The sequence below is a fragment of the Microbacterium sp. NPDC091676 genome, assembly GCF_044756645.1.
Classification (GTDB): Bacteria; Actinomycetota; Actinomycetes; order Actinomycetales; family Microbacteriaceae; genus Microbacterium; species Microbacterium paraoxydans_D.
The window spans coordinates 1388219-1405833 of sequence record NZ_JBIVTI010000001.1 but is presented as its reverse complement, the minus strand read 5'-3'; the positions used below and the strand labels follow the sequence as shown (position 1 = coordinate 1405833).

Genomic DNA, 17615 nt, shown 5'->3' with positions numbered 1-17615 from the left:
CTCTCAGTCCGCGGCGGGCACCCGGTCGGCGAGGATCGCGCGGCGCTGATCGCCGAACCGGGCGAGGATCAGGGTCGCCTCGGCGTCGCCGCGCAGGGTCAGCTTGCGCCGGAAGGCCGCCGGATCGACGTCCACCCCGCGCTTCTTGATCTCGATGCGGCCGATGCCGTGGGTCTTCAGGGCCGCGTTGATCGTCTTCGGTGTGATCGGCAGCGTCTCCCGGACGCGGAAGGACTGCACGAACGGGCTCGTCAGGGCGGCGTCCGAGGTCAGGTACGCGATGCGCGGATCGAGCATCCCCGCGTCGAGGCTGCGGGCGACGTCGCCGATGAGACGGGCCCGGATGACGGCCCCGTCCGGCTCGTGGAGGAAGGCCCCGAGCGCACGGACCGGAGCGTCCTCGGCATCCGCGGATCCGGTGAGCTCGTGCGAGCGCTCACCGCGGATGACGAGGGCGGAGCGCCGGACCCCTTCCCTCGCCAGCTCCCGCGACCACACCACGAGCTCGACGACGCTCCCGTCGGCGCTGACCCACTGCGTCTCCGCGTCCGTGGGCAGGGCGTCGCGGTCGTGGGCGGGGCCGAGCTTGATCCCGGTGGGGCGCTGCGCGGCGACGGCGAACGCCCAGTCGAGGGACGGCGAGTAGTCGTCGGCGGAGACGCGCCGGGTCTCGCTGTGCCCGGAGGTGCGGCGGGCGGGGTCCATCCAGATCGCCTGGCCGGGGACCGGTGCCCCGAGCGCCTCCTCCGCGGTGGCATGGCGCACCGTGGCGTCGTCCCCGAACGGGGCGAGGTTGTAGGCGGCGAGGGCCGCGGTCACCTCATCGGCATCCACGGCGTGCACCGCCAGTCCGGCACCGGCGAACGCGAGGGCGTCGCCGCCGATCCCGCAGCCGAGGTCCGCGACGCTCGTGAGGCCGGCCCGGCGGATCCGCTGGGCGTGACGGGCGGCCACCCCGAGGCGGGTGGCCTGCTCCAGGCCCGCGCGGGTGAAGAGCATCCGGGCGGCGAAGGGACCGAACTTCGCCGTGGCCTTGGCGCGCAGGTGCGCCTGGCCCACGACGGCGGAGACGAGGTCGGGGGAGTGGCCTGCGGCGCGCAGCCGGGAGACGGCTGCGGCCGCCTCGGCGGTGGAGGTGACCGGCCCGAGGGCGTCGAGCAGCTCGAGGCCGGCGGGGGTCAGCAGGGCGCGCAGCTCGGACATCTCCACCCTCCCAGCCTAGGACCCGCGTGCCACCCGGCCCGGGTTGGCACTCGCATTGCATGAGTGCCAGCCGACCGCCTACACTGGCATTAGCACTCTCGGGTTGAGAGTGCGAACGAGTCTTTCGTGTCAGCGTCAAGAAAGAAGAGGTAGACCGTGTCGGTTTCCATCAAGCCGCTCGAGGACCGCATCGTCATCAAGCAGGTCGAGGCCGAGCAGACCACCGCGAGTGGCCTGGTCATCCCCGACACCGCCAAGGAGAAGCCCCAGGAGGGCGAGGTCGTGGCGGTCGGCCCCGGCCGTATCGACGACAACGGCAACCGCGTTCCGCTCGACGTCGCCGTCGGCGACCGCGTGCTCTACAGCAAGTACGGCGGCACCGAGGTGAAGTTCGGCGCGGACGAGTTCCTCGTCCTGTCGGCTCGCGACGTCCTGGCGGTCGTCGTCCGCTGATCGCACACCCGTTCCCTCCGCTAGCCGGACGGGAACCCGGTTCCCAGAGGGCCCGGATGCTTCGGCATCCGGGCCCTCTTCGGCATCCGGAGCGGCGCGGCCCTGGTCCTCGCGGGCATAGGGTTGTGCGGTGACCCCCGAGACGACCCGCGCCACCCGGACGGCGGGCATCGCGTACGCCGGGAGCGCCTACCTGCTGTGGGGCGTCCTGCCGCTCTACTTCCTCCTGCTGCAGCCGACCGGTCCGTGGGAGGTCGTCGCCTGGCGGGTGCTGCTCTCCTTCGTCTTCTGTCTCCTGCTGCTCACGGTCACGAGGGGATGGCCCGCCTTCCTCGCGATCGTCCGGAGCCCGCGACTGCTGGGCTGGACGGCCCTGGCCGGCCTTCTCATCTATGTCAACTGGCAGGTGTTCGTCCTCGGCACGCTGAGCGGGAACGTGGTGGAGACGGCGCTCGGCTACTTCATCAACCCGATCACGACCGTGCTGCTCGGCGTCTTCGTGCTCAAGGAGCGCATCCGCCGGCTGCAATGGGTGGCCGTCGGGATCGCGGCCGCCGCGGTGGTCGTCATCGTCGTGGCGTACGGCGACGTCCCCTGGATCGCCCTGACGCTGACGGCCTCCTTCGGCCTGTACGGGCTCATCAAGAAGAAGATCGGCCCCGCCGTCGACGCGGTCAGCGGGCTGACGCTCGAGTCGTTCTGGCTGATCCCCATCGCGGTGGTGCAGCTCGTGATCGTGGCGACGACGCCCGTCGGCCTGACCATGGGGACCGCGGGCTGGTCGCATGCCGTGCTGCTCGCCTTCGCGGGGGTGGCCACCGCCGTCCCCCTGCTGCTGTTCGCGGCCGGGACGCGTCGCGTCGACCTCACGGTCATCGGCATGCTGCAGTTCCTCACCCCCGTCCTGCAGTTCCTGATCGGGGTCGTCGTGCTGCACGAGCCGATGCCGCCGGAGCGCTGGATCGGGTTCGTCCTGGTGTGGATCGCGATCGCGGTCTTCGTCGTCGATCTGCTCCTCGCCGCGCGGCGCGGCCGTCGGGACACCCCCGCCGCGGGGCTCTGATCCCGCCCGCCCACAGGCGGAAACAGCGGTCCTGGATCGTTAACGCACCGAGATACTTGCCCCTCCTGCGCGCGGGGCGCACGCCCTAGTGTTAGAGCACCCGACTGTGGTCACCATCCACGTTCGTTTACGCAAGGGAGCATCATGAACGCACTGAAGGGCTCGCGCAGCGCGAGGATCTTCGCCGGGATCGCGCTGGTCAGCGCCTCCGCCCTCATCATCGCGGGCTGCAGCAGCACGCCGAACGCGGAGCCGTCGGACGGGGGTGGCGACAAGCCCGCCGCCGACCTGACGCTCAAGCTCGGTTCGCTGCTGCCCGCCACCGGTACGCTCGCGTTCCTGGGCGCGCCGATGGAGGCCGGCGTCCAGCTCGCCGTGGACCAGATCAACGAGGCCGACGCCGGCATCACGATCGACCTCAGCACGGCAGACGAGGGCGACCTCGACAACAAGGCCTACGAGACCTCCATCACCAACCTGCGCAACGACGGCATCACCGCCATGATCGGCGCGGCGTCCTCGAGCGTCACCAAGCTCATCCTCGACGGCAACGCGGGCGCGGACATCCTGACGGTGTCCCCGTCCAACACCTCGCCGGACTTCACGGGCATCAACCCGCTGTACTTCCGCACCGCCCCGAGCGACAACCTGCAGGGCGAGGTCCTCGGCAACGAGATCGCCGAGGACGGCCACAAGACGCTGGGCATCATCTACCAGAACGACCCGTACGGCACGGGTCTGTTCGAGGCGATCAAGGCCACGTTCGAGAGCACCGGTGGCGAGGTCGTCGCCGACGCGTCGTACAACCAGGGCGACGGACAGTTCAACGCCCAGGTGTCGGAGATCGCCGCGGCGAACCCGGATGCGGTCGCCGTCGTCTCCTACGACCAGTTCGCCACCATCGCGCCGCTGCTCGGCAACGCCGGGGTCGACACGGGGTCGCTGTACCTCGTCGACGGCAACCTGAAGGACTGGGGCGCGGACGTGTCCGTCAGCCTCGAGGGCTCGAAGGGCACCCGCGCCGGCGCCGAGCTGCCGCAGGACTTCCTCGACCAGCTCAACGCGGTCTGGACGGCCGAGGGCAACGACCCGATCGACGCCGTGACGTACTCGGCCGAGGCGTACGACGCCGTGGTGCTGATCGCTCTGGCCGCGCTGAAGGCCGGCTCGGTGGAGGGCCCGGACATCGCGGCGGAGATGATCACCGTCTCCGGTGGCGACGGCGACGGCGAGAAGTGCGACAACTTCGCCGACTGCGCCGCGATCATCAACGACGGCGGCACGGCGGACTACGACGGCCTCTCCGGTGAGATCACGTTCGACGAGAACAACGACCCGAAGGGCGCCGCGATCGGCGTCTACGAGTTCGACTCCGAGAACGTCACCTCGCGCATCAAGTAACGCAGCGACGACGAAGGCCCCGGATGCTTCGGCATCCGGGGCCTTCGTCGTCCGAGCGCCGGCCTCAGGCGGCGTCGGTCCCGAGGGTGCCGAGGTACAGGCCGATGACCTTCGGGTCGTTCAGCAGCTCCCGCCCGGTGCCCTCGTAGGCGTCCTTGCCCTGGTCGAGCACGTAGCCGCGGTCGCAGATCTGCAGGCATCGCCGGGCGTTCTGCTCGACCATGATCGTCGTCACGCCCGCCTTGTTGATGTCGGAGACGCGGATGAAGGCGTCGTCCTGCCGCACGGGGGAGAGGCCGGCGGACGGCTCGTCCAGGAGCAGCACCGACGGGTCCATCATGAGCGCGCGCGACATGGCCACCATCTGCCGCTCGCCGCCGGAGAGCGAGCCGGCACGCTGCTTCAGACGCTTGCCGATCTCCGCGAAGATGCTGCTGACGAACTCGAGCCGCTCCGCGAAGATCTTCGGGTTCTGATAGAGGCCCATCTCCAGGTTCTCCTGGATGGTGAGCGACGGGAACACGTTGTTCGTCTGCGGCACGAACGCCACACCGCGGCGCACGAGCTTGTCGGCCTTGAGGCCGACGATGCTCTCGCCTTTGACCGTGATGTCGCCCTCGCGGACGTTGACCATGCCGAAGATCGCCTTGAGGAGCGTCGACTTCCCGGCGCCGTTCGGGCCGATGATGCCGATGAGCTCTCCCTGGCGGGCGACGAGGTTCGCGCCGTTGAGGATGTTCACTCCCGGCAGATAGCCGGCGTGCACGTCCTTCAGCTCGACGACCACGTCGTCGGCCGGGGCGGCGCCCTCGGCGGGGGTTGCAGTGCTCATGCCTTGTCCTCCTCGGCGGCGTCCTCGGCCTCGACCTCGGCCTCGACCTCGGTCTCGATCTGCTCGCGGATGCGCTCCGCGTCGGCGTCGGAGATCACCGGGAGACGGCCGGTGACGGCGCCGAGGTCCACGTCCTGGTGGGCACCCAGGTAGGCGTCCACCACGGCGGGGTCCTCCATGACGGTCTCCGGCGGCCCCTCGGCCACCACGCGCCCCTCGGCCATCACGACCACCCAGTCGGCGATGTGACGCACCATGTGCATGTCGTGCTCGACGAAGAGCACCGTCATGCCGAGGTCCTTGAGATCGAGGATGTGATCGAGGAGCGACTGGGTGAGGGCGGGGTTCACCCCGGCCATCGGCTCGTCGAGCATCACCAGGCTCGGGTCGCTCATGAGGGCCCTGGCCATCTCCAGCAGCTTGCGCTGGCCACCGGAGAGGGACGCCGCGAAGTCCTGCTCCTTGGCGTCGAGCTTGAAGCGCACGAGGAGCTCGTGGGCGCGCTGCTCGATCTCCTGCTCCTGCGTGCGCCAGAGGAAGGGGAACAGGCCCGCCCAGAAGCCCTCGCCGCGCTGGTCCTTCGCGCCGAGCTTCATGTTCTCCAGCACGGTCAGCAGCGACAGCGACTTGGTGAGCTGGAAGGTGCGCACCTGTCCCATGCGGGCGACCTTGAACGACGGGATGCCGGACAGGTTCTTGCCGTCGTAGGACCACGTGCCGCTGTTGGGCTTGTCGAAGCCGCACAGGAGGTTGAACAGCGTGGTCTTGCCGGCGCCGTTGGGGCCGATGAGCGCCGTGATGGCGCCGCGGGGGATCTCGAGATGATCGACGTCGACCGCGGTCAGGCCGCCGAAGCGCCGTTGCACGGCGTCCACGACGAGGATCGGGTCGACCTTCTTGACTCCGGGGGCGGCGGGACCCGCGGCGAGGCCGGTGGTCTTCGCGCGGGGAGCGCTCTTCGCGGGCGTGACGGCCGCGTCGTTCTCACTTGACAAAGGTCATCTCCCTCTTGTTCCCCAGGATGCCCTGCGGGCGGAACACGACGATGAGCATCAGCACGATGCCGATGAGGATGTAGCGCACCACGTCGGCCTGTGCGCTCGTCATGGGCAGGTAGCCGGCCGTGGCCATCGCGGGCAGGAGCGCGCCGAGGAAGGCGAACACCACCCAGAAGAGCACGGCGCCGAGCGTCGGGCCGAACACCGTGGCCGCGCCGCCGAGGAGCAGGATCGTCCACAGGAAGAACGTCAGCGACGTCGAGTAGCTGCCGGGGATGACCGCCGACGGCAGGACGAAGACGATGCCGCCCAGCGCACCGATCACACCGCCCACCACGAGCGCCTGCATCTTGTAGGCGAAGACGTTCTTGCCGAGCGAGCGCACGGCGTCCTCGTCCTCGCGGATGCCCTTGAGCACGCGGCCCCACGGGCTGCGCATGAGCGCCCAGACCACGAGGATCGTCAGAGCGAGGGTGAGCAGACCGAACACCCGCACCCAGAGGTCGTTGGCGTTGTAGGTCCACGGGCCGAAGCCGTAGGTCCCCGGGGGGAACGGGTTCGCGTCGCGGAAGCTCTGGTGGTAGCCGGAGAGGCCGCCGGCGGAGTTCGTCCAGTCCTTGAAGAGCTCGGTGACGAACATCAGGCGCACGACCTCTGCGGCCGCGATGGTCGCGATCGCGAGGTAGTCGGCGCGGAGCCGCAGGGTCGGGATGCCCAGCAGCAGGGCGAAGAGTGCGCCGCCGGTGATGCCGACGAGCACGCCCAGCCACCACGGGAAGCCGAAGGTGAGGATCGAGATCGCGTAGCCGTAGCCGCCGATCGCCATGAACGCCGCCATGCCGAAGTTGAGCAGACCCGTGTAGCCGAAGTGCACCGCGAGGCCCGTGGCCGCGAGGGCGTAGGCGATCGTCGTCGGGCTGAACAGATAGGAGGCGGTGTTGCCGAGGATGCTTCCGAAGTCCATGCGTCAGCCCAACCTTTCCTTGCGTCCGAGGATGCCCTGCGGTCGCACGAGCAGGATGATGATCAGCGCGACGAGGGCGCTGGCGTACTTGAGGTCGGTCGGCACCCCGAGCAGCGTGGAGACCTCGACGGCGAGGCCGACGATGATCGAGCCGATCAGCGCCCCGATCGCGGAGCCGAGACCGCCGAGCGTGATGGCGCAGAACATCAGCAGCAGCATCTGCATACCCATGTCCCACTTCACGCCGGGGCGGAAGTACGCCCAGAGGATGCCGGAGATCGCGGCCAGCGTGCCGGCCAGGATCCAGACGATGCGGATGACCTTGTCGACGTCGATGCCGGAGGCGGCGGCGAGCTGCGGATTGTCGGAGATCGCCCTCGTCGCCTTCCCGGTGCGGGTGCGGGTGAGGAAGAACGCGACGCCGAGGATCACGATGATGCTCGTCGCCATGCCGATCATGTCGATGTACGACAGGGAAATCGGGCCGAGGCGGATCGGCTCCGGGCTCGCGCCGGGCAGCTGGTACGTGTTGCCGCCGATGATGTACTGCAGGCCGTAGCGCAGGGCCAGCGAGAGGCCGATGCTGACGATCATGAGCTGGACGACTCCCAGACCCCGGCGCCGCAGCGGCTTCCAGATGCCGGCGTCCAGAGCCCAGCCGAGAGCCGCGCCGCCGATGACCGCGGCGATGATGCCGGCCCACAGCGGGAGCTGCCAGAAGGAGGTGACGACGAGGGTGATCACCGCGCCCCAGGTCACCATCTCACCGTGCGCGAAGTTCGACAGCCGGGTGGTGCCGTAGATCAGCGCGGCACCCATCGAGGCGAGCCCCAGCAGCAGACCGAAGTTCAGACCGCCCACCAGGCGCGACAGGAGCTGGTCGAGGAAGGAGACGGTGACCCGCTCGCCGGCGCCGAGGAAGAGGTTGACGATCTTCGTCCCGGTGAGCCCGAACTCCAGCTCGAACGAGGCGGTCGTGCCCGCGACGGGCTGGATCCCCTCGGGGAGCTGCGTCGCGTCGACGATCACGCCGTCGGGGAGCGTGGACTCGTCCACCGTGAGGGTGTACGTCTCCTTCTCCGGCACGTACAGGCGCCACTTGCCCTCGGCGTCCGTCTCGGTCTCGGCGTCGAAGCCGTTGCCCTCGATCGTCATCACGACGCCCTCGACAGGCTCGTCCCCGTTGGTGACGACGCCGGCGAAGTAGAAGTCGGTGACCTCCTGACCGTCGTCCGTGGTCTCGGCGGAGGCCGCTGAGGGAGGGAGCAGGAGTGATGCCGCGAGCGCCATCAGGATTCCGAAGAAGGCGAAGGCCCGAGGGCGCTTTCGCGGTCCGGCGAGTGCTGTGGGTCCCACGCAACCTCCACTGTGAGTGCTGTCTCCGCGGGCTCGGGTCGAACCGCGGGGATGGACGACGCACTTGAGCGTAATGGGCGATCGGCGAATCACCTATCGTCGGGGCCAACGGTCCGGTAACGACAGGGTCCTGGGAATGTTCTCGGGCGTGTCTCGCTTAGAATCTCCATACGGGTCACGCCCGCGCACCGGCCGACGTCGACCACCCACTCGCACCCGGATCCGCGCCACTCGCGCAGGAGGAGATTCCATGGACCAGCACGATCCCTTCGGCTTCGTCGGACTGACCTACGATGACGTGCTGCTGCTCCCCGGGCACACCGACGTCATCCCCAGTGAGGCCGACACGTCGTCCCGGATCACCAGACGGATCTCCGTCGCGACGCCGCTGCTCTCCAGCGCGATGGACACGGTGACCGAATCCCGCATGGCGATCGCCATGGCCCGTGAGGGCGGCATCGGCATCCTGCACCGCAACCTCTCGATCGCCGACCAGGCCGCACACGTCGACCGCGTGAAGCGCAGCGAGTCCGGCATGATCACCGACCCCATCACCACGACGCAGGACGCGACGGTGGAGGAGGTCGACGCGCTGTGCGCCAAGTACCGGATCTCCGGCCTCCCGGTCGTGGACGACGAGGGTCGTCTGGTGGGCATCATCACGAACCGCGACATGCGCTTCGTCTCCGGCTTCGAGCGCCAGAGCACGTTCGTCAAGGACGTCATGACGAGGGAGAACCTCGTCACCGCGCCCGTCGGCGTCGCGGCCGGCGAGGTCATCGCGCTGTTCGCGAAGCACCGCGTCGAGAAGCTGCCCCTCATCGACGAGGACGGCAAGCTCGCCGGCCTCATCACGATCAAGGACTTCGACAAGAGCGAGAAGTACCCGCTCGCCACCAAGGACGACCAGGGCCGCCTGCGGGTGGGCGCGGCGATCGGCTTCTTCGGCGACGCGTGGGAGCGCGCCGAGGCCCTCCGCGACGCCGGGGTGGACGTGCTGGTCGTGGACACCGCCAACGGGCAGTCGCAGGGCGTGATCGACCTCGTCAAGCGCCTCAAGGCCGACGAGTCGTTCGCGCACATCGACGTCATCGGCGGCAACGTCGCCACCCGCGAAGGCGCGCAGGCGCTCGTGGACGCGGGCGTGGATGCGGTCAAGGTGGGCGTGGGCCCCGGCTCGATCTGCACGACTCGCGTGGTCGCCGGCGTCGGCGTGCCGCAGGTCACTGCCGTCTACGAGGCCTCGCTCGCGGCGCGCCCCGCCGGCGTCCCGGTGATCGCCGACGGCGGCCTGCAGTACTCGGGCGACATCGCGAAGGCCCTCGTCGCCGGTGCCGACGCCGTGATGCTCGGCTCGCTCCTCGCCGGCACCGACGAGTCGCCGGGCGAGATCGTCTTCCAGTCCGGCAAGCAGTTCAAGCAGTACCGCGGCATGGGTTCGCTCGGCGCCATGCAGACGCGCGGCAAGCAGACGTCCTACTCGAAGGACCGCTACTTCCAGGCCGACGTGCCCAGCGACGACAAGCTGATCCCGGAGGGCATCGAGGGGCAGGTGCCCTACCGCGGTCCGCTCTCCGCCGTCGCCTATCAGCTCGTCGGCGGCCTGCGGCAGTCGATGTTCTACGTCGGCGCCCGCACCATCGAGGAGCTCAAGCAGCGCGGCAAGTTCGTGCGCATCACCTCGGCCGGGCTCAAGGAGTCGCACCCGCACGACGTGCAGATCGTCGTCGAGGCGCCGAACTACAAGAAGTGACCGCGACCCCGGAGCCGGGGACGCACGAGGGGCCGGATGCATCGCATCCGGCCCCTCGTCGTCCGCAGTGCGGTCAGCCGCAGCGGTAGGTGACGCCGCCGACGTCCCAGACCCCGGGGCCGAGCTCGGCGCACATCCCGATCACGCCGGCCAGCACGGTCGCCAGCAGGATGATCCCGATGATCGCGAAGACGGTCAGGACGGCGCCGACGATGATGCCGGCGATCGCGAGGCCCTTGGGGGCGTTCGCCTTGCCGAGCTGCACGACCGCGATGATGCTGAGGATGAGGCCGACCGGCGGCAGCAGGAACGCCAGCACGAGGCCGATGATCGACAGCACGCGTCCCGGGGGCGACGTCGGTGCGCTCGGCGCGGTGGGAGCACCGGCCGGGGGAGCGGAGGCGGCGGGGTACGGCGAGGGTGTGCCACCGGGAGGCGGCGGGTTGTACGGCGGCGGGGCGTCGGGCGGCGGTGTATCGGTCATGATCTCTCCTCGGTTCCGGTCCGTAGCCCAGAGCGTAGCGACGGCGGAGCGGGCATGCCATCCCCCTTCCGCGCGCTCTGCGCCGCGCGTACGGTGCCGGTATGTGCCGAAACATCGTGCCTCTGAACAACCTCGAGCCCGCGGCCACGGACGAGGAGTGCCGCGAAGCCGCGCTCCAGTTCGTCCGCAAGATCTCCGGGACGACGGCGCCGTCGCGGGCGAACCGCGAGGTCTTCGATCGCGCGGTGGCCGAGATCGCCGTGGCCACGCGGCGGCTGCTCGACGATCTCGTGACCTCGGCACCGCCCAAGAACCGCGAGGAGCAGGCGGCGAAGAGGCGGGCGCGATCGGCCGAGCGCTACGAGGCGATCCGCATCTATCAGGAGGAGAAGCGGGCGGCACGCGCGGGCTGAAGGGCTGCGGGCCGGGGGTGGAGCCCTGTGCCAGAATCGACGTACCCCGCTCGACTTTCCCTGCGGCCCGGTGATGAAGGCATCGGCGCTGCACCGCCGAATCCCCCCGGCAGGGAATCTCCCCAAGGAGAGCTGTACATGGCTGAGGTCCCCCCTCGCATCCTCGTCGTCGACGACGACCACGACGTCGCCCTGCTCGTGAAGACCGTCCTGGAACGGCGCGCCGGCTGCGTCGTCGATCTCGCCGACGACGGCCGATCGGCCCTCGAGAAGGCCGCCGAGGCGAGACCCGACGTCGTGGTCACCGACATCGAGATGCCGGGGCTCAGCGGCCTGGAGCTGCTCGCGGAGTTGCGGCGCCTCATGCCGACCGTGCCGGTCATCGTGATGACGGCGCACGTCTCGGTCGAGTACGCCGTCTCCGCGCTCCGGGCACAGGCCGACGAGTTCCTCACCAAGCCGCTCGACAACGCCCGGCTCGTGGAGTCGGTCACCCGGCTCGTCGAGGAGTCCCGGCGCCGGAAGGCGGAGGCCAGGACCGGCGAGGTCGTCCTCGCGATCGGGGCCCACCCGGACGACGTCGAGATCGGCGTCGGCGGCATCCTCGCCGCGCATGCGGCCGCCGGCGACCGGATCACGATCCTCACGCTCTCCCGGGGCGCTCGCGGCGGCGACGCGGACAGCCGTCAGCACGAGTCGCTCGCCGCAGCCGAGCAGGTGGGCGCCCGGCTGTTCGTGAAAGACCTCGTCGACACCGAGATCTCGGGCGGCGGGTCGACCGTCCGCCTCATCGAGGAGGTCGTGCAGGAGATCCAGCCGACCATCGTCTACACGCACTCGCACCACGACCGCCACCAGGATCACCGCGCGGTGAACGAGGCGACGATCGTCGCGACCCGCCGCGTCGGGACGGTCGCGTGCTACCAGAGCCCGTCCGCGACCATCGACTACCGCCCCACGCGCTTCGTCCGCATCGACCGCTTCCTGGACGACAAGCTGCGGCTGCTGGAGTGCTTCCAGTCCCAGGCCGCCGCGAACCGGGAGTACCTCGCTCCGGAGTTCGTCACCGCCACCGCCCGGTACTGGTCGCGCTTCGGCGGCGGCGAGGCCGTCGAGCCGCTGGAGGTCGTGCGCGAGACCGCCGAGTTCATCGGCGCTCATGAACTGACCCGACGGGAGAGCTGAATGACGAAGCGCGTACTGGTCACCGGAGCCGGGGGTCCCGCCGGGGTCGCGGTGATCCGCTCCCTGCTGCGACGGTCCGATCTGACGGTCTTCGCCGCCGACATGGACGGCTGGGCGAGCGGCATCTACCTCGTCCCGCCGGCGCAGCGTCGTCTGGTCCCTCCGGGGCGGGACGCGGACTTCGTGCCGGCGATCGCCCGGATGGTCGCCGAGGACGGTCTCGACCTCGTGATCTCGACGGTCGACGTGGAGCTGATCGCGCTCGCGGACCGCCGGGACGAGCTGGCCCCCGCGGTCCTCGCCGCGCCGCCCGCCGACACGCTGCACACCGCCCTCGACAAGCTCGCCCTCGCAGAGCGCTGCGCGCTGACCGGTCGTGTGCCGCGCACCGTGCTCGCCGGCCCGGATGCCGCTGAGGTCGCGTGGGAGTTCCCCGTGTTCGCCAAGCCCCGGCAGGGGGCGGGCAGCCGCGGCGTGCGCCTCGTCCCCGACGCGGAGGCGCTCGCCGCCCTCCCCACGGACGAGGGGCTGATCGTGCAGGACTTCCTCCCCGGCGAGGAGTACTCGGTCGATGTGATCGCCGACGCCTCCGGCGGCGTGGTCGCGGCGGTGCCGCGCACCCGTGCCCGTGTGGATTCGGGCGTCGCGATCGCCGGCCGCACCCTCCGCGACCCCGAGCTCGAGGAGACCGCCGCCGCCGTCGCGCGGGCGATCGGCCTCGTCGGCGTCGCCAACGTGCAGCTCCGTCGCGATCGGGACGGGCGCGCCGTGCTGCTCGAGGTCAACCCGCGCTTCCCCGGCGCGCTCCCGCTGACGATCGCCGCCGGAGTCGACATCCCGTCGCTCGTCGCCGACCTCTTCCTCGGCCGGGAGATCCCGGTGCAGGTGCCCTTCCGCGAGGTCGCCTCGGTGCGCTTCCTGGAGGACGTGATCGTCGAGGTCGACGACGTGCTCGTGTCGGCGCACGCCGGCCACCAGGAGGAGCTGTGAGCCATCCCGCCCTGCGCGGAGACCACCACGTCCACTCGACGTTCTCCGACGACGCGGTCTCCACGCTGGAGGAGAACGTCGCCGCGGCTGCGGCCGCCGGTCTCGACACCGTCCGGCTCGTCGACCACGTGCGGCAGAGCACGACCTGGGTTCCGGAGTACCTCGCCGCCGTCCGCCGGCTGGACGTCCCGGACGGGCTGACGGTGCTCACCGGCGTCGAGGCGAAGATCCTCGATGCCTCGGGCGCGCTCGACATCCCGTCGCTTCCTGCGGGCATCGACCGGATCCTCATCGCCGACCACCAATTCCCCGGTGCGGACGGGCCGCTCGGCCCGACGGCGGTCCGCGAGCGCATCGCGTCCGGCTGGGCGCCGGCCGACGTCCTCGACCAGTTCGTGGACGCCGTCATCGCCACCATGCGCCGCCACCCGGGCAACCAGCTCGCGCACTGCTTCTCGATCCTGCCGAAGATCGGTCTCGCGGAGGGAGAGCTCGGAGCCGAGCGCCTCGATGCGTGGGCCCGCGCCGCCGCGGAGACGGACACCGTCGTCGAGGTCAACGAGAAGTGGGTGTGCCCGGGCGCAGAGGCGCTGACCGCGCTGGAGCGTGCCGGCGCGCGGATCGTCGCGTCCACCGACAGCCACGCGGCCGGAGACGTCGGCCGGTACTCCCGCATCGTCCCGCTGCTCGAAGGGCCGGAGGGACGCTGATGCCCGAACTGACCTGGATCGAGACCGTCGTCGTCGTCCTCCTCCTGCTGTGCGTGCTGATCGGCACGCTCCCGGTCATCAACACCGGGCTGCAGTTCCTCATGCTGCCGCTGCACGCCTTCCGCAATCACTACGGCAAGGCCGCCCCGTACCACCCGAACGTGGCCGTGGTCATCCCGGCCTGGAACGAGGGCCTGGTGATCGGCCCCGCGATCGAGCGGCTGCTCCAGCTCGAGTACCCCGCCGAGCGCCTCCGCGTCTTCGTCGTCGACGACGCGTCCACGGACGACACCCCGGCTCTCGTGCAGCAGAAGGCGGCCACCTATCCGGGGCGCGTCGTGCACCTGCGACGCGAGAAGGGCGGCGAGGGCAAGGCGCACACGCTGAACCACGGCCTGGACGTCGTGCTCGCCGACCCGTGGACCGAAGCGGTGCTCATCATGGACGCCGACGTGATCTTCGCGCGGGACTCCCTGCGCAAGCTCACCCGACACCTCGCCGACGCGGAGGTCGGCGCCGTCACGGCCTACATCGCGGAGGGCAGCAGGGACCGCAACTACCTCACCCGGTTCATCGCGATCGAGTACGTCATCGGGCAGCTCTCGGCGCGGCGCACGCAGAACGTCGGCGGGGCCATCGCCTGTCTCGCCGGCGGAGCGCAGCTGCACTCCCGCGCGAACCTCGAGGCGATCGGCGGACGCATCCCGACGGGCACGCTCGCCGAGGACACCATGACGACCTTCGAGAGCCAGCTCCACGGCCGCCGGATGGTGTTCGAGCCGCATGCCGTGGTGCTCGCCGAGGAGCCGCGGACGATCGACAGTCTGTGGAAGCAGCGGCTGCGCTGGGCCCGGGGCAACGTGCAGCTCACCTCGATCTACAAGAGGCTCTGGTTCCGGCCGAGTCGCGACCACAACCTGGGCAGCATCCCCTTCGGGCTGGCCTGGTTCACGATCCTGCTGATGCCGGCGCTCCTGCTCCTCGCGGCCACCGCGATGATCGTCCTCCTGCTTCTGCACAGCGACGTCGCGGAGTTCGTCTTCCGGTTCATGTGGATCGCCGCGGCGGCCATCTACATCTTCTCGATGCTCTACTCCGTCCAGCTCGATCCGCGCATCGGGCGGCAGTCCTGGCGCGAGGCGATCACGTTCCCGGGCCTCGGGGCGCTCATCCTCATGGCTCTGGCGCTGTTCCCGTGGGCGCTGGACGGCCTGATCGGCGCTGCCGGGCAGGAACCGACCGAGCAGACGCACGTGCTGTGGCTGCTGGCTTTCGCCCTGTGGGGGCCGGTGTCGATGCTCGGCATCTGGCTCGCGCGGGCCGTCGAGCCCTTGCCGGGCGGCCGCTTCTTCGCAGGGCTGCTGCTGTACGTGTGCGGGTACGGATCGCTGCTGTGCGCGATCACCGCCGACTCCTACGTCAAGGAGTGGCGACGCGCGGACGCCTCCTGGATCAAGACCGAGAAGATCGGACGGGTCGACTCATGACCGACGCACCCTCGTACGACGCCGAGGTCGAGGAGATCGCGGCAGACGCCCGCAAGGAGCGCCGGCTCGTCCCGCAGGCGCTGCTCTCCCTCGCCGTCGTCGTCGTGATCGTCGTGATCCGAGAGCTGCTCCTGCGATGACCGGACGACCGCTCGCCCTGGTCGTCGAGGACGCGCCGGACCAGGCGACCCTCCTGGGGCGGTACCTCGACCGGGAGGGCTTCGACGTGTTCGTCGCTCCCGACGCGGAGTCCGCCATCGCCGCGTTCCCGGACATCGACCCGGTGGTCGCTGTCATGGATCTGCTGCTCCCCGGCATCTCGGGGCAGGCCTGCTGCCGGCTGATCCACGAACGCTACCCGGAGTGCTTCCTCATCGTCAGCTCGGTGCTCGACGTCGCCGAGTATCCGCCGGCGGACGCCGCTCTGCCGAAGCCGGTCACCGGAGCGGACCTGCACCGCGCCGTCGAACGGGTACCGCGATGAGGGCGACGCCGCTGGAGCGCGCCGAGAACCGCTGGTACCGGGTCGTCGACAACCCGAACCCGATCATCAAGCAGGTCCCGACGCTCGTCGCGGCGGCGATCGCGGGTGTGATGACCTGGGCCATCCCCAGCCTGCCGTTCACCGATCTCACCCTCGCCCTGGCCGGCCTCGCGATCGTTCTGGTGGCGACGCTCCATGCCGGAGTGCTCAGCGCGCTGCACATCCGGGAGGGCTGGATCGTGCTCCTGGTCCCGATGGTCGACATCCTGGGACTGGGTCTCTTCCGCGCCGGGACGGGAGGGGCGGCCTCGCTCTTCAGCTCGCTCGTGCTGCTCCCCGTGATCTGGATCGCGGCGGCACCCGGGATCCGCTGGGTCTTCGTGGTCGGCGCGTTCACATCGCTCGCGCTGCTGATCCCCTACGTCATCGAACCGCCGACGAACGCCGTCGTGTGGCTCCGCGGCGTCGTCGGTCCCCTCGTCTTCGCGGCCGTGGCCGCCGTGGTGAACGAGCTCTCCCGGCAGCAGCGCCTGCGGGTGCAGCAGGCGGAGGAGCTGGTCACGGAGCGGACCAAGGCGCTGTCCGAGAACGTGTCGATGATCGTGCAGCTGCGACAGAAGGAGCACGAGTACCGCGTGCTCCTCGATTCGTTCGAGGGCCTGTGGGCGTCGATCACCGCGCAGGCCGTGATCGGCACCGATCGCGAGGGGCGGGTCACGGCGTGGAACCCCGGCGCCGTCCGCCTGCTGGGGCTCTCTCACGACGAGGCTCTCGACGACGTGCGCGTCGACCGCTTCTTCTCGTCGTCGGCGTTGGCCATGCTGGCCGAGGACACCGCCGCGCGCGAAGGGGTCGCGCGCGCACCGCGCGTGCCCGGTGCGCCCGACGAGCGCGCGGACGTGCCGGAGGGCCTCTGCGAGCTCTTCGCCCAGGCGGACGCGGGGAACACGGTCGACGGCGACATCGAGGTCAGGACCGCGGGCGGCACGACGGTGCCCGCCCGGGTGACCGTGACGCCGCACAAGGATCCGTCCGGCGCGCAGCAGGGGTACCTGTTCGTGCTCACCGACGAGACGAGAGCCGTCGAGGTCGCGCGCATGAAAGACGAGTTCGTGGGGATGATCTCCCATGAGCTGCGGACGCCGTTGAGCGCCATCATCGGCTTCCTCGACCTGCTGCAGAACGATCCCGGTCAGCCGCTGACGGAGGATCAGCAGGAGTTCGTCGGCATCATCGAGCGCAACGCGAAGCGCCTGCTCAACCTCGTCGGCGACCTGCTCTTCACGGCGCAGGTGGAGTCGGGGCGGTTCCCCCTGGAACGGGACCAGGCCGACGTCGCGGAGCTCGTGCGCTCGGCGGTGGTCTCGGCGGGACCGCATGCGCAGCGCGAGGGGATCGAGCTGGACCTGCAGGTCGGGGACGAGCCGATCCCGCTGCTCGTCGATCCCGGACGCCTCGGGCAGGCGGTGGACAACCTCCTCTCGAACGCCATCAAGTTCACCCCGCGCGGGGGGCGAGTGACGGCCGCCGTGCGTCGCCTCGACGGCGGGGTGCAGGTCGCCATCGCCGACACCGGGGTCGGGATCCCGCAGGACGAGCAGCGCATGCTCTTCACCCGGTTCTTCCGCGCCTCGACGGCCACGCGCAACGCCGTGCCGGGGGTGGGGCTGGGTCTCACGATCACGCGCGCGATCGTCCTGGCCCACGGCGGGTCGATGGACGTGACCAGCGAGGAGGGGGTGGGCACCGAGTTCCGGTTCGTCCTCCCGGCGGCTCCCAAGACCGAGGTGCTGCAGACGCTCAGCCGCGCGGACTGATAGCCTGGTCGGCTCGCTGTCC

18 protein-coding genes are annotated in these 17615 nt (G+C 70.2%); 12 read left to right on the top strand and 6 right to left on the bottom strand.

Annotation, left to right across the window (positions count from 1 at the left end):
* Nucleotides 1-3: 3 nt before the first annotated feature.
* Entirely contained in the window at nt 4-1203 is a 1200-nt protein-coding gene (locus ACIQID_RS06875) for an SAM-dependent methyltransferase (RefSeq protein ID WP_400285700.1), read from the bottom strand.
* A gap of 156 nt (nt 1204-1359) precedes the next feature.
* Between ACIQID_RS06875 and groES the strand changes: the two genes are divergently transcribed.
* From groES to ACIQID_RS06860, 3 genes are all read left to right on the top strand, one after another.
* Entirely contained in the window at nt 1360-1656 is a 297-nt protein-coding gene (gene groES, locus ACIQID_RS06870) for a co-chaperone GroES (protein ID WP_017203655.1), read from the top strand.
* Nucleotides 1657-1786: 130 nt separating this feature from the next.
* On the top strand, nt 1787-2719 hold the full coding sequence (rarD, locus tag ACIQID_RS06865) for an EamA family transporter RarD (RefSeq protein WP_312673498.1): 933 nt from the start codon (nt 1787-1789) through the stop codon (nt 2717-2719).
* A 144-nt stretch (nt 2720-2863) separates the two neighbouring features.
* Complete coding sequence (locus ACIQID_RS06860) at nt 2864-4120, top strand: ABC transporter substrate-binding protein (RefSeq protein ID WP_312673496.1); 1257 nt, start codon at nt 2864-2866, stop codon at nt 4118-4120.
* Nucleotides 4121-4184: 64 nt separating this feature from the next.
* Here ACIQID_RS06860 and ACIQID_RS06855 read toward each other — a convergent pair whose 3' ends face one another.
* From ACIQID_RS06855 to ACIQID_RS06840, 4 genes are read right to left on the bottom strand one after another with little or no spacing between them, the layout of a single operon-like run.
* A complete protein-coding gene (locus ACIQID_RS06855; protein ID WP_312673494.1) occupies nt 4185-4952 on the bottom strand; it encodes an ABC transporter ATP-binding protein in 768 nt (255 codons plus the stop codon).
* Nucleotides 4949-5947, bottom strand: a complete 999-nt coding sequence (locus tag ACIQID_RS06850) for an ABC transporter ATP-binding protein (protein WP_331202371.1) — start codon at nt 5945-5947, stop codon at nt 4949-4951. The genes ACIQID_RS06855 and ACIQID_RS06850 overlap by 4 nt, the downstream gene beginning before the upstream one ends.
* Entirely contained in the window at nt 5937-6914 is a 978-nt protein-coding gene (locus ACIQID_RS06845) for a branched-chain amino acid ABC transporter permease (RefSeq protein WP_312673493.1), read from the bottom strand. Before ACIQID_RS06845 ends, ACIQID_RS06850 begins: the two co-directional genes overlap by 11 nt.
* A gap of 3 nt (nt 6915-6917) precedes the next feature.
* Nucleotides 6918-8204 (bottom strand): branched-chain amino acid ABC transporter permease, encoded by a 1287-nt coding sequence (locus ACIQID_RS06840; protein ID WP_331202372.1) that lies wholly within the window; start codon nt 8202-8204, stop codon nt 6918-6920.
* Between the two features lie 316 nt (nt 8205-8520).
* Here ACIQID_RS06840 and guaB point away from each other — a divergent pair, with 316 nt between their 5' ends.
* Nucleotides 8521-10023 carry an IMP dehydrogenase gene (gene guaB, locus ACIQID_RS06835; RefSeq protein ID WP_025103734.1) on the top strand — a complete coding sequence of 501 codons (1503 nt, stop codon included), beginning with the start codon at nt 8521-8523 and terminating at the stop codon, nt 10021-10023.
* A gap of 73 nt (nt 10024-10096) precedes the next feature.
* Here the strand turns inward: guaB and ACIQID_RS06830 are convergent, their stop codons facing one another.
* Nucleotides 10097-10507, bottom strand: coding sequence for a DUF4190 domain-containing protein (locus ACIQID_RS06830; protein WP_400283204.1), 411 nt, complete (start codon nt 10505-10507; stop codon nt 10097-10099).
* Nucleotides 10508-10608: 101 nt separating this feature from the next.
* Here ACIQID_RS06830 and ACIQID_RS06825 point away from each other — a divergent pair, with 101 nt between their 5' ends.
* The 8 genes from ACIQID_RS06825 to ACIQID_RS06790 all read left to right on the top strand — a co-directional run bounded on the left by ACIQID_RS06825 (nt 10609) and on the right by ACIQID_RS06790 (nt 17593).
* The gene (locus ACIQID_RS06825) at nt 10609-10920 is read left to right on the top strand and encodes a DUF2277 domain-containing protein (RefSeq protein WP_312673490.1); all 312 of its coding nucleotides are present in this window, start codon (nt 10609-10611) and stop codon (nt 10918-10920) included.
* Nucleotides 10921-11058: 138 nt separating this feature from the next.
* Entirely contained in the window at nt 11059-12105 is a 1047-nt protein-coding gene (locus ACIQID_RS06820) for a response regulator (protein ID WP_312673488.1), read from the top strand.
* Nucleotides 12106-13095 carry an ATP-grasp domain-containing protein gene (locus ACIQID_RS06815; RefSeq protein WP_400283200.1) on the top strand — a complete coding sequence of 330 codons (990 nt, stop codon included), beginning with the start codon at nt 12106-12108 and terminating at the stop codon, nt 13093-13095.
* Nucleotides 13092-13805 carry a PHP domain-containing protein gene (locus ACIQID_RS06810; protein ID WP_400283197.1) on the top strand — a complete coding sequence of 238 codons (714 nt, stop codon included), beginning with the start codon at nt 13092-13094 and terminating at the stop codon, nt 13803-13805. Before ACIQID_RS06815 ends, ACIQID_RS06810 begins: the two co-directional genes overlap by 4 nt.
* Nucleotides 13805-15292 carry a glycosyltransferase gene (locus ACIQID_RS06805; protein ID WP_400283194.1) on the top strand — a complete coding sequence of 496 codons (1488 nt, stop codon included), beginning with the start codon at nt 13805-13807 and terminating at the stop codon, nt 15290-15292. Before ACIQID_RS06810 ends, ACIQID_RS06805 begins: the two co-directional genes overlap by 1 nt.
* Nucleotides 15289-15432 (top strand): hypothetical protein, encoded by a 144-nt coding sequence (locus tag ACIQID_RS06800; RefSeq protein WP_312673484.1) that lies wholly within the window; start codon nt 15289-15291, stop codon nt 15430-15432. Before ACIQID_RS06805 ends, ACIQID_RS06800 begins: the two co-directional genes overlap by 4 nt.
* On the top strand, nt 15429-15776 hold the full coding sequence (locus ACIQID_RS06795) for a response regulator (RefSeq protein WP_312673483.1): 348 nt from the start codon (nt 15429-15431) through the stop codon (nt 15774-15776). The genes ACIQID_RS06800 and ACIQID_RS06795 overlap by 4 nt, the downstream gene beginning before the upstream one ends.
* Nucleotides 15773-17593, top strand: coding sequence for an ATP-binding protein (locus ACIQID_RS06790; RefSeq protein ID WP_400283189.1), 1821 nt, complete (start codon nt 15773-15775; stop codon nt 17591-17593). Before ACIQID_RS06795 ends, ACIQID_RS06790 begins: the two co-directional genes overlap by 4 nt.
* Nucleotides 17594-17615: the final 22 nt, after the last annotated feature.